The organism is Candidatus Amarolinea aalborgensis (assembly GCF_900491745.1).
In the GTDB taxonomy this organism is placed as follows: Bacteria; Chloroflexota; Anaerolineae; order SSC4; family Amarolineaceae; genus Amarolinea; species Amarolinea aalborgensis.
On sequence record NZ_UETR01000012.1, the window covers coordinates 1 to 12,724 of the forward strand.

A 12,724-nucleotide genomic window follows, 5' to 3' on the forward strand; every position below is an offset into this window, starting at 1 on the left:
GTGGTGGCTGGGTGGCAGATGCTCGAGCAGCGCGGAAATGATCTTGATCGCTTTTCCTTCGGCTTCCACCATCCACGCCACATCGCCATCTTTCAGGCGCTTGACCCGCTCTACCTCGAAGTAGCCGCGTGGGTTGTCCGCATCAGCCTGGCGAATCGCGTCGGTCATTGCGGTCAAGCCGCCGGCCGCCAGCATCTGCATCATCATGGAGGTGCCGGAGCGCGGCAGGCCGGAAACAACAGTCACATAGGTCAACGGAGCCGCCGGTGACGGCGTCTGGTTTGGGTTCTGATTGGAATTCATCCCTGGCAGTCCTTTTGGTAACAGGTCGCCACAAAGACGCGGCTGCATGAGCGGCGGTCTCACGCCTTTCTCTCCGTGAGTCAAGATCAGTGTGGCAAACCACTGGTTGGCGGCATTGTAACACACGCCGCTTGTGGCACAAAAAATACCTCCTGCAAACGGCTGCTTACAGGAGGCATCGGTATCTAGCGTGGGGACGGGGAGAGACGCATCAGGACGCTGGCGTGGGCGCGGCCTGCGGGGTTGGCGTCGCGCCAGTTTCAATCTGGATCAGGGCCTGCTTGAACTGCTCATACGGCAGCGCGCCCGGAATGCGGGTGCCTTGGCCATTCTTGATCAGGAAGAAGTTGGGTGTGCCGCGCACCTGCGCTTGCTGCCCCAGGTTCAGTCCATCCTGCACCTTCGCTTCCATCTGTCCCGAATCGAGGCAATCGTTGAACTTGGCCGTGTCGAGGCCCAAGTCTTTGGCGAAGGTCTTGAAGATTTCTGGAGCTTCGGCCTTGCCTGACCATTGCGACTGCTTGGCGAACAGCACATCGTGCATTTCCCAGAATTTGCCCTGGTCGGCCGCGCACTCGGAAGCCTCCGCCGCCTTGGGCGCTTGCGGATGAATGGGCAGTGGGAAGTGAATGAAGACCACCCGCACCTTGTCGGTGGCAATCCATTCCTTGTCAAGCAGCGGTTCTGTCTGCTCGAAGTGCTGCAAGCAGTAAGGGCATTGGAAGTCAGAGAATTCAATGATCAGGATCGGCGCGTTGGGGTTGCCCCGATGATGATAACCGGTATAGGTCAGCCCGGGACGCGCGGGATCTTCGGCAAAGGGATCAACACCCTCCGGCAGGGGCGTCGCGGTCGGCGCAGGGGACTCCCCGGCCTGCGCCTTCTTGATGGTCTGTTGGAAAACCTCGAACGGCTGCGCGCCAGAGACAAACCAGTATTGATGAAGAAAGCCGCGTTCCTGTGATGCCCTTCTGCACGCCTTCGGCCTTATCCTGGCTGGACCGGCGGGCGAATTCAATAACCAAGGCAGGCGGTTGAACGCCGCTGCACAGGCCCAGATCACGCATAATTTGAACAGGTCAACTGCCCCAGCCCTGCTGGCCCAGCGCTCGTTGTGCAGGAGCAAAGAGCTCTGATGCACACTACTGCTTTTTTTGCAAGCCGGCGCAGTGTGTGGCCCCAGCCGCCTTTTCGGCCTGTGGCATCGCTACCTGTACAGTAAATCCTGAACACGTGCTTCGACCAGGCCAGTCTTGACATATTCGATCTTCGATCAGCGTATAGGTCTGGCGACATGGCGTGAGCAGAAGGGCACCCGACACCCGAATACTCGATCGTTCACCGGCGCATTAGGATCGCTGCGCAACCAATCGCCTTCGTCTGGCCCTTCGGTCATTGCCGCGATTGCCCACCGGATTTGTCACCACGCTGGCCGGCGGCCGCGCCGCTGGTTCTGGCTGATTGCTGCTGGTGGCCGGTGCGGTCGTCGCCGTATCGGTCACGGGCTTTGGTTGCCTGGTTGCGCAAGCCCTGAGGACTGAAGAGAAGCCCCGGTCACAAGAAACCATCCCGGCAATGCTGAGAAAGCTGGAACCATCGTTCTGGCGAGAGTTATCTTCCCTTCTGCCACCACCGGCTGCCGCGCAAGCCGATCCGGTCTGGTGCAATTAAAATGAATCACCGCCTTTGACCCTGTGCAGGATGCAGGCCACCCGCAAACGATTTTATCGGCAGCTATTTGGGCTTTGTCCTCGTTACAGTAGACTCCATCATACACCGCGGCTGATGGCACGGACCATGATACCTACAGGAGGCGCAGAAGGCCATGACCACGACTCCCTGCTCTCGTGCTTCATCCTAACGCAACGCACCGGCTATCCTCGAGACGCAAAACGCCGGATTACCCAGTTGTACGCCGACATACGCCCGCCGCCCCAGTACGGTGATGGGCGTGCGCTAGACGCTGGCCATGGTTGCGCCGCCTACGGCGCCGAGACTGCGCGCGGTCGGGCCCGGCGGAGGAAGGGCGCGCGCCAGGGTCTCATATCGTTTCGATTTTTCACGGCGGATGACATCCGGCCATTGATTGGACATAGCTACCAGCGCCAATTTACAAATCCGTGAGATCTGGTTGCAGGTGCGCCCAGCCGCTGCACCGGCCTCTTATCAACTCTGCCCTGGAACCGGATGAGCGGGTCTACTTAGCTGCATCGGCGGCGTGCGTTCACTGTGATCCCCCAATATCGATCTAAACCGCTAACCAGGCCGGGGTTTGAGGTGCACACGTGGCTGGAATGTCTATCCGGTTCGGCAAGGTTACTGCTGCCGTCTGATGTCAATTCCAAGCCGATGTTCATGCAGTTCAGAGTTGTGCTGTGAGCAGGAAACAGTGGGATTGCGACTGGCTCCGAGGGCCTGTGTACGAGTTATCTACGGCATGTCCGGGGTCATCGGGCTGCCGAGCGCCGGGCGTGTTGTATATTCGCCGCATCTGCTGCTGCACTACTACCTGGATGGACTGGCACCTGGACTGCTGTGCGCTACGCTTCTTCGTTTTTTTCATGGTATCCGGCGACGCAGTGATGCTTTTACCGCGGCTAACCGTGCGCTGGTTCGAGCTGACGCAGCCTGAATGGTAGCGCCGCCAGGTGACAGCCCCAGGGGAGCATTTCATTCACCAATTCAGGCGCCAGGCTAGCCTGGCCTGGTGCCCGCGCAGCAAAAATGGTCTATCGGCGTGATGCGGCATGGTTTCGGTGGCCCAACACCGACGGGTATCGGTCCCACTGGTCAGGATTCAGCTGGCTGGAAGGTGCCAGGGGCTGATTGACATGATTGCCCCCCATACCTACGGCAGCATTCTTGAAGCCAGCGGCCAACACCCCGCACTTCGAGCAGTGGTGGCCTATGCGGCCCAGGCGGAGAGAGCAATGCGCCGTCTGGCTGCGGGATTGGGCGAGGTGATTGATGTCGGTGATCCGCCGCCGCATTGACATCGGCACGCACAGCCGCCGCCTGCCAGCTATTTTTCAAGCGGCCTTGCCCGGATCCAATCAACAAGTTGGGGAGGCGGCCTGCGCCAGGGGTCAGCATCGACGGCCGCGCTCGTACCCGTCCACTCTCGGCTGAGGTCATTGTGGTTACCGCGTTTGCGGTGGAACCAGATCACCGAGGATCGAACCGTCGTTCCGACAGAGCAGAGTGCATGTCTTCACGAACAGGAGCCAATGAGCGGTCATTCTGGCGGCCCGTGGTATCCATCGCCCGATCACCACCGATCCTCTGCGCGACCTGATGCCACCCAGAGTCGGGATTCACCAGCATCACTGAATGGCTTTGATAAGCAATGGACGAAACGTCGGGTACTGCACTTCTGCTGTTTGAGCGTCGGCTACCTACGACTTTGATGGTAGATCGGATCATGAGAGTCCAACGCTCGATGTGCGGATCCGACATATGATCAGCAGCCCGCCACCCAGCGGACCGGTCAGGAAGCCTGATTTCCATGTTTGCGTTGAGGCCTGAAATTAGCATCAATCGCAAATGACGTACAGATCGGGGATGGAAACCATCCCTTTCTCAATTCCGCGACGATAACGTCTAATCCAGTAAGAGCACGTCCGTGACTGCCGCGCGCCCAGGATGAAGCGTAACCTGCTGTCTCTCTCTTGAGCCAGCCGCTAACTTACCAGTGCCTCAGGAATTCTTCGTGCGCGATCCTACGAACAGGTCAATAATGAGTTCAGGCATCGAGCACCCCCCGCAGGATCAGCGTCGAATAGTCCATCCTCGCCGCCGGCCGACAGAGTGTTCCTGGTCTCTTCATCCTGAAAGTATCCGGTGACGTCAAAGGCGATATGGGTGCCCTGATCCCGGGTTCACTGCAACAGGCCAATATCCCGGGTTTTCCTGCCCGAACACTTTTGGCGCCAAAACAGCGCCGAATGGGTGAGCCATGATCAATCGCTGCCCTGATCGAGTGACGAGTGAAGTAAGCAGGTCGGCGATGGTTCCAGCCGACGTGATGTACACCCGTTCTCCGGTTCCTCGAAGCCACCCAGTGATCCGCCCCGGCGATTGACGACGATGCATAGCGCCAGCACGCGCAGGGTGCCCCGGAGATAATGCGAGAGAGAATGTCCCTGTCTTGCAGCGAAACGACGATGTCCAGGTGCCGCGACGCGTCGAGATCAACGAAAACGCCTTCCACCGTCGGGAATGAGCGTGCAGCAAAAGCGGACAAACCGCCCGGAAATGTTTCTGATGCTCTTTCTCCTCTTCCGGTAGAGGAAGGGTGCGATATTCCACCTAGGACGCTGATGTCTTGACGTTATTGGCAGCCTGCACGGCATTGCAACATGCATTTGGAGCAGTAATAGGTGCGCGCCAGCCGAAGAATTCTGGCGACATCGTTCGACGCCCTGATACCTGGGGCGCTGCCCACCGGGTCGGAGAGAAAGAGTGATTGAGTCCGACTGGCTCCGTGCGAGGGGATGCGGTTTGCTTTTTTTGCGACGAATCCGAGTGCGTGTTTTCTGACCTGTTTGACGAGTGCGTTGCCTCGACACCCGGTGCTTTGTCATTGAGCCAGGTACTCATCGGCCACGGCGATATTGCGCGGCTCTGATTTGGACGCTGATTCGATATCTGAAAACCGCCCTTTATCGACGGCGAGCAAGGCCCAACTGGAACCAGCCGATGCCGGGCGAGAAGTCAGCCAGTCCGCTGGTTGAAAGGTGAATGCCTCGACAGGGTAGCTGCGGATCGATCCGAAGGCATCGGAAGGTGCGATTGGCCAACTGCGAAAGCGCCTGTACAGCATCTAAGAAGTTGGGATTTTCCGTACGCATTCGGCCTAAAGGAGGAACATGACGCGGCAGGCTTAACCTCATGATGCAGAGATTTGGAAGCCTGAATCGTAATCTGTTCCCAACATGGGTTATCCTTCACAAGAAGAAAAAAATGGCCTATCTTTACCACGCATTCGTCGCCGACGACTTCTGATCGAGGAGTCTATTGCTCTCTTTGTATATCCTACTCATACCGAAGGATCCAGGGAGTAATCTGGAAGAGCGGGCGTCATTCAATAGATCGGTAAGTAACGATCCAATTCACCTCGGCTGGACGGTGCGGCGATATCGTCCCACCCCGCTGGTCTGGCTTCGATGTAACGCTCGAACAGGTGCGTTTACCTGGATGACCCTATCGCGCTCGGTGCTCTCCAACGCCCTCATTCCAACGACCGCGTGGCATGGCCGGAGGTTGCGCTGCGCCACCTACGTGGCACAGATTCTCTTCGGCCAATTCGGGCGGCGTCAGTTTGTGCTGAATGCCATCCAGCCCGGCTGGTCAGCATGACAGCAAACGCCAGGTAGGGTCTGCGGCCGGATCAGGCAGCGTTTCGATGCGCGGAAGAGGCGTTTCAGCCTGCCGCGTTGGCACCCGAATCAGCGCGGAGCGGCTGGTGCGTTTCCAGGTGACAGGTCAGCCCGGGAAGCCTGGCACCAGACGTCAGTAGGAGCTGACCAAGCGGTGCAATGATGGCGCCGCGAGCGCCTGCGCGGTTCGAACTGGCTTGGCGACAGTTGGTGAGCCGTCTGGACAATACTGGTTGCTCGGCCATGGTGAAAAAAGATTCTTGCCTGTCTTAGTCGGTAAGGCTCGTGTGGTGCATCCCAGAGCCGTTACGCTGCTGATGGGCTTGGGCATGAACGTGTAACAAACCGTTGTGTTGGGCACTGCCTTCAGCGTCGTGCGCAGCGTGATGACATTGTCCGCCGTGCGTATAGCATGGTCATAGCGGGAAGTCAATTCCTGCGCTGGCCGACCGCCACCTTCGGCGATGCGTCGCCTGACCTCGATGCCGACCGCTCTGCGGGCTTCCACCATTTGGCGGCGCAATGCCAGGCCAAACCGGTGCTGACATCGAAATAGCCTGATCGTGGATTATCGCCAGGCGCCATCGGCCCTGCGGCTCAGCAGGAAAACCCGTTCCGGCCCTGCCAGATTTAGCTCAGCGCGGCTGCTTCTCGGCCAATGCCCGTTTGAGCATTATAGCGCGGATCGCCGGTGAAGGCGAGCTGTTGGGCATGGTGCACGTCGCAGATGACGTGCGCGGTGGTGGAGGACTGCTTTCCCCAGGAATGACTGCAAATGTGCCTGCGTCCGCACCAGGCATTATCGCTCGGCCAGCGCGCGAAGCGCCCCCCGATCGTGAAGAGCTGTCGAACCAGATGCCGGTCTACCGGTATGCCATTGTGACGCCGGGATTGCTTCACCCGTTTGACGATGCCAACCGACGTCGCCGCTGGAACTGAAGGTTGATGAAGTTGTCCCGCTGCGTCGCCATTATTCCTTACTGACCCCGCTCGGCCTGGGCCTGACTACACCGCCATGCGCGCAAACTCTATTTTGCCACCACGCAGCATACCGAGCACGTTGCGCCAAACCAGCAGCAAACCAACTGAGGAAACAGATCTGATGATCGGGGCAACTGCAATAAGCGGCGGTCAGGCCGCACGGCGGCAATGCCCCTGCGGAGGCTGGCAGCGGCGAGATGCACGCGGTTGTTCAGCCAGGCAATACTTCAGGAGACGCACGGTTTCTCTACGTCTCTTGGTGATTCCAGGCGGTTCGGTGGTGGGCTGGTTGGCGGTGATCACCCCAAACGTTGCAGGCCATACTCACCGATAACGCAGGCGCCTTGTCCCAGGCGTAGTCCACTGCCAAACATGGTGCGGTCCGTTAATACACCGTCAGGCACTACCAGTTGGGAGGAACCACTCATTCGTGCATGCCGCTGTGCGCCAGCTGTCAATGCCACTCCTGCGCGTATGTCGTTGTAGATGAACACGACGCTTTGATGCGGGCGTTGCGCACCAGATCAAGCGAGCCAATCGCGCTCAAACTGATAGGTGCGCCACGAGTCGCTCTGGAAAATCCGTCGGATTGAAAGGCACCTGCACCAAGGAGCAGCTCTTAGGTGGCCGGACTGCAACAAGCCCTTGTTCCAGCCAATAGCGCCCGTAGAGGTACCCAGTTGTCGCCGCCGAGCATGGATTTTCCAGCCATCAGTCGTCTACGTTGTCACGCTCACCGCGCGCATCAATCAGAGCGATCCCGACCGGCCCTAGGCGGCAGTTTCTTTTGCCAGACGCCAGGTGGACGGTACAGCAGAGGGGAAGAACTCGGTGACGACTGGCTACATAGTTCACGCCAAAATAGCCTTGTCTCTCGTCATTGCGCCTATAGTCATGATCGTCCCACATGTGCGCCACCAAGCAGCCAAGACATCGGGTGACCAGTCGCCATGTTTGACTGTTGATTGTAAAGTATCTCTTGAACATCTGGCGTTTATCTTCCAGGCTGTGCGGTCTACGATGGTCGAAATCGCCGCTGATGACCCGGCCTGTGTCGCAAGCTACCACCGGTATGTAAGCAAGGTGTTGGTCGGTGGATGGGTGCTGTGTTCCAGGTCGCGTGCCGGTCAGGTAGACGATCTCGACTCGCGTGTATTGCGGGGAAGGTGCAGGTCTTCTGACTGGTTAAGCGACCTGCTGACCAGCACCTGCAGATAATAGGCAGGCCGGTTGTAAACTGAGAGGGAATCAGCGGTGAGGAAATCAATTCTACGGCGTGGCAATGATAGGCGCGGTTTAAACGGCGATCGCCTACGTCTGAGAGTCGTGGCACGCCCAATCCTGCACGGCCGCCGCCGCGCTGAACGTAATGCAATAAAAAACGGTCGCTGTGTTGTCCGTGACAGCGCCTGTGATCGCCCATGGGGTAATAAGAAGCGTCGTTGGAGGTACTTTCGCTAGGCAGGGGAAACCAACGCCTGGAATGGCTGACCGGTTATGGCGTGGGGGGGCACCGGCGACGCAGCCGTGCAGGGACGAGGCGTACCAAAGTCAACAGCCAGGAAGGAAGATGATTATGCCTGGGTGATGCCGCCGTCAGGGGATCGCGTAAGCGCGGATCGTGCGTGCAGGCTTCTACGGTGGCAGTTCGTTTGAAAACGTAACGCCGCTTGGGATAGGGACGTACGGGCGGCTGAAGTGGCTTCCGGCAGTAGGAGTTTTCGCCGCCAGCCGGACAGCGCCCAGCACAGGCGTCCTGCCTGCCGCATGAATCGGCGCTGCGCCTGTGCGTTTGCTTAACGGGTAGATACGCTGCGTCGCTAAGAGGCTGTGGTATCGAGTTGAGCCAGACTTCCGGAAGTCCAAAGACCGGAAGTCTGAGACCTGGAAATCTTTGGCCAACTAATTTTACTGGCGGTTGCGTCTGGAAGGCGAAAATCAACCGCCCCCGCGCAGCAGAACTGCTGCATGGGCTTTTTTCGCAACAGGAGGATGCAAGATGATGCGTCGAAATTGACCTCATGACCCCTGATGGTCGCATCTGGCAGTACGTTATGCCTGGCCTGCCCACCCCACGAGATGGCAGGCAAACCCCGCCACCGGCAATCAAAGTGGGAACAACGCCGCTGGCAACCAGCCGGCCCCAACGCCGCGGGCAACCAGACTGTTTCCACCACGGGCGACTGTGCCCGCGGTTTGATCACGTCATCGGTACGAAGTCCCGGATGCCGGCCGCGGTGGCAGCGACCGTGCGCTGGTTCCAGCGCCGGTCGAGTGGCGCGACGACAGCGGCAGTATCGGGGACGCAACGTAACTCCAGCCTTTACCGCAGCGATCTCGTGCTATCGCAGATCGGCTACCCAACGCGCCGGGCCGATCTGGCGCCGCAGGAAGCGGTCGATTGCGGGTTCAAACGGTGCCGGGTGGCTTCCAGGATCGTGCTGGCGCAGCCAGATACCGCGCTCCAGCCGCTCCATATGTTCTGGATCGAGGCCCTGGACGGCAACAGCAATACGACCCTGGACGCGGGTTGCAGGGGCAGTCAGCGACGGGCGGCAACACTGCCATTGACGAGCTAACCACGCCCAGCGGCGGGCTGGCCCAAAGGTGACGCTGATGCAGGAGGATACGCCGAACCAGTTCTCTTCTGGCGTCGCTGGCGTGACCTGTCCAAGCTGACCCCCCCCCCCCGGCCCAGAAGTGGTACCCGTGATGCTGGGAACCTCAAGCTCACCGAATAGAGCCACGAATATCCCGTACAGGAAACCTCCTGTTCCGGCAACTGCCAGAGCTGGGACGTTTGTTGTCAGGCAGATGGCGACCCGGGAAACCATCTGCACGGGCCATTCGAAAGAGAACTTCCTCTTCCGCTGTGCGGAGAGGAGAAGGGTCGGGGATGAGGAGGTTGCTGGCGTCCCTCAGCCATTGAGGGCTGTCGAAGCAGCAGGCCAGCGCGTGACTGCGCCGTTACCAGCATGGTGAGCGACCGGTAGGGCTGATTGGGGCTGGGATGTACTGCACGAGCTGACTACACATCGTAGTTGTAGGCCTGGAAGCGTACCGGATCGAACTGGAACCACGGGGCCGCCGCTGGAGCCGCCGGTCAGATCGCCGCCGATGCCGATCGGATTAGGCGAAGGTTATCGGTCTGATGCTTGCGCGTGACGCGGCACCAGGTGCAGATACGCCCGCAAACGGTGCGGCCTGGCGGATAGCCAAAGTCCATCCAGTGCAGACGCATATGCCTGCCAGGCTTCTCCAGTAACCCACCGTGCTGCCGGGCTGATGTTGTACAAGCGGTGGTCATTGATAATGACGGTCGGCGTCGTAAGCGATGGAATTGCTGGTGCCGAAGCAGGCGGCCGCGACAGCCGCGCCGTACTCAGACCAAACCCGTAGGCGCTGAAAAGCTGGTTGGTGATAGGCCGGCACGAACACCCAGTTCGAGTGCCACGTGTGACAGGGTGTTGTCAGAGCTGCGGCCGGGCCGTCCAGACCATGCGATTGTAGCCCACCGAACCAGAAAGCAGACGGTTGTAGCCGCCGGATAAGAAACCCTTGCCCAGGGTGCGGAAACGGATAGACCTCGGTGGTTCCAGGGCACGCCAAAGCGTGGTAGGGCGGTGGATACGAATAGCCGGTAGGCGATTTTGCCGCTGACGCCGATGGCTTCTGCCTTCGGCTACAGGGCGTCTGCCTCGCGCGCCGGTAGGGGCCGCCATACCTGAAGCGGCCCGCCACGGGTCAACGGCCCGTTCGGTTCAGCCGGTTTCCATCCTTCAACGGCATCGCACGCCCAGGGAATCGCCTCGCCATCCTTCCGTTGTCCACAGCACCTCTGCGGTCTGTTTCCGACCGGACCGCGGTTGAATCCAGGCGATCTGCGGCGGGAGCTTTATGCAACTGCTTCCGTCGGTGAGCCATTAATACGCCGATCAGTAATGAGGCTGACTGGCGACGATAACCGGTATCTCCCTCATTGCACCTTTCTCCTGACCGACATGAGACGACGTCGGAACGGCAGCGCCTGCGCTGCCAGGGTGATGTGGACAGCGATGCAACGGTGATGCAGGCAACCTACCTTATCACGGACCGCATCCGTAGTTTAGCACATAAACGGGGCGCGGTCAATGGCCTGAAAGTAGTATCGGGACAACTCGCTGTGGAAAAAGAAGGTCGTCAGAGCAGCTGTTGCACTTTGAAGGCAACTTGCAGCATCAGCCGCACCTCCGGGTCGTCCAGGTCATGCCCGATGATGGCCGCGATGCGCTCCATGCGGTACAGGAGGGTGTTGCGGTGCAGAAAGAGGGTTTCGGCGGTGCGGCTGAGGTTGCCGTGATGCGCAAAGTAGGCCGCCAGCGTCTCCACCAGGCTGGTCTGCTGGCGCGCGTCGTAGGCCGTCAACGCGCCGAGGGTTTCTTCGTAGAACTTGCGCAGGACATCGCCGCCCTGCAGGGGCAGCAGCAAACGAAACAGTCCCATGTCGCCGTAGTAGCTGACGGGGTCAGCGCCGCGAATCCGCTTGCTGAGCTGCAGCGCCTGTGCGGCCTCGTTGATGGACTGAATCAGGCCCGCGGCCCCGTCGCCGGAACGGCCCACGCCAATGCGCAAGGGCACCGTGGGCAGCTGCGCGACCAGGCGTTCGTGCAGCGCCGTGGCCAGGCGTCGGCCGCGGCGGGCCGGTTTGCCAGGCCCCATCCCACAGAGGATGAGGATATCGCCGGTTTCCTCATCTGGCACCACCAGGTTGGCGACGCGGCGTTGGCGCAGCTCCGCTTCCACCAGCTGCGCGCAGCGGTGCAGCAGCGCCATGGGGATGGGTTGATCCGATCCCAGGCAGAAAGCGACCTGCCGGCGATCCAGCTCATAGCTCCACTGCAAACCGCGCTGCGCCAGGCTGATCGAGCCTGGCTCCGCGGCGGCCAGCAGGTCGTTTACGAACTGGCGCCGCCGGCTCAGCTCACTCGCGCTGATCGTCTGCCGCCGGCCTAATTCCAGCGCGCACGTCAGCGCGCCCCGTTCGGCCACCAGCTTGGAGACATCGTCTACATCATCGCCTGACGCAAGCGCGGACAAGGCGCCGTAACGCTGTTGGCTGCTGGTAATGATGACAACCCAGCGGCTGCCGCGCTGGCCCGGCAGCGGCGCCAGGTAAGGCGCATCGTCAGGGCGCTCGCGCAGCAGGCGGGCCGTCTCTGCGCCCAAATCGGCCAGCAGTCCCTCGTCCGGCCCGCGGCCGCCCGGCGCGGCCGCGGCCAGGAGGTCTCCCAGCAGGCCGTGCACGGTAATGGCGCAGTTGGCGTGACGCGCCAGGGCCTGCGCCATTTGATCGAGCGAGGCGCCGCCGACGAGCAGGTTGGTCAGTTCGTTGGTGACTTGACTGGCGAAGCGCTCCAACTGCGCCTGGCGGTTGACGATGACGCGAATAACCTCGCGTTCGACTTCGGTCAGGCGACACGCGCTGGGCAGCGCAAACAAAGGGGTGTGCAGCTGCGCGGCGACGTTGATCGCTTCTGCATCCACGGCGCCCAAAGCGGCCAGGCCAGCCACGCGCACGGGCGCCAGGTCTGCAATGACGCGGCTCAGGGAAAGAGAGGTGTCGAGCAGGCTGAGATCGGCGAGGTCAATCAAGACCAGTTCACCGCCGTTGAGATGCGGAAACGCCGGCGGGCTGGGCCGTAATGAAATTGCCCAGGAGACCGACGCCTGCAAATGCTCCTGGCCCGTGAGTACGCGCGTGCCTCGCGGCAGAGCCAGGCGCAAAAGGTCGGCTAACGTGGTCATAAACCTTGCCTATCCCCACAAAGTGAAATTCCTGGCGCGTGGCCAGGAATTCGACGCTGAAGGTGGTGACGCCCAGACTTGAACTGGGGACCCAGGAATTATGAGCTCCTTGCTCTACCGACTGAGCTACGTCACCGCAGAATGGAGTTGGTACGCACAAGGGAGGAGAGTCGTGTGATCTCTCCTCCCTTATGTCCACCAGGTAGCGGGGGCAGGATTCGAACCTGCGGCCTTTGGGTTATGAGCCCAACGAGCTGCCACTGCTCCACCCCGCATCG

5 protein-coding genes, 2 tRNA genes and 1 pseudogene are annotated in these 12,724 nt (G+C 60.3%); 2 read left to right on the forward strand and 6 right to left on the reverse strand.

Features of this window, described 5'->3' with window-relative positions; all coding sequences use genetic code 11:
* Positions 1-303, reverse strand: a pseudogene (locus tag ACPQ6D_RS15085) (hypothetical protein); the annotation flags it as partial.
* Between the two features lie 211 nt (positions 304-514).
* Entirely contained in the window at positions 515-1,444 is a 930-nt protein-coding gene (locus ACPQ6D_RS15090; RefSeq protein ID WP_423225173.1) for a DsbA family protein, read from the reverse strand.
* A gap of 1,690 nt (positions 1,445-3,134) precedes the next feature.
* Here ACPQ6D_RS15090 and ACPQ6D_RS15095 point away from each other — a divergent pair.
* Positions 3,135-3,296, forward strand: coding sequence for a hypothetical protein (locus ACPQ6D_RS15095; protein WP_423225174.1), 162 nt, complete (start codon positions 3,135-3,137; stop codon positions 3,294-3,296).
* A gap of 2,518 nt (positions 3,297-5,814) precedes the next feature.
* On the opposite strand, the gene ACPQ6D_RS15100 is transcribed toward ACPQ6D_RS15095, so the two are convergent.
* On the reverse strand, positions 5,815-6,204 hold the full coding sequence (locus ACPQ6D_RS15100) for a hypothetical protein (RefSeq protein ID WP_423225175.1): 390 nt from the start codon (positions 6,202-6,204) through the stop codon (positions 5,815-5,817).
* Positions 6,205-8,887: 2,683 nt separating this feature from the next.
* Between ACPQ6D_RS15100 and ACPQ6D_RS15105 the strand changes: the two genes are divergently transcribed.
* Positions 8,888-9,241 (forward strand): hypothetical protein, encoded by a 354-nt coding sequence (locus ACPQ6D_RS15105; protein ID WP_423225176.1) that lies wholly within the window; start codon positions 8,888-8,890, stop codon positions 9,239-9,241.
* A 1,600-nt stretch (positions 9,242-10,841) separates the two neighbouring features.
* Here the strand turns inward: ACPQ6D_RS15105 and ACPQ6D_RS15110 are convergent.
* From ACPQ6D_RS15110 to ACPQ6D_RS15120, 3 genes are all read right to left on the reverse strand, one after another.
* Positions 10,842-12,446 carry a helix-turn-helix domain-containing protein gene (locus ACPQ6D_RS15110; protein ID WP_423225177.1) on the reverse strand — a complete coding sequence of 535 codons (1,605 nt, stop codon included), beginning with the start codon at positions 12,444-12,446 and terminating at the stop codon, positions 10,842-10,844.
* 63 nt (positions 12,447-12,509) lie between these two features.
* Positions 12,510-12,582, reverse strand: a tRNA-Met gene (locus ACPQ6D_RS15115).
* A 67-nt stretch (positions 12,583-12,649) separates the two neighbouring features.
* Positions 12,650-12,721: transfer RNA gene (locus ACPQ6D_RS15120), tRNA-Met, on the reverse strand.
* Positions 12,722-12,724 lie beyond the last annotated feature (3 nt).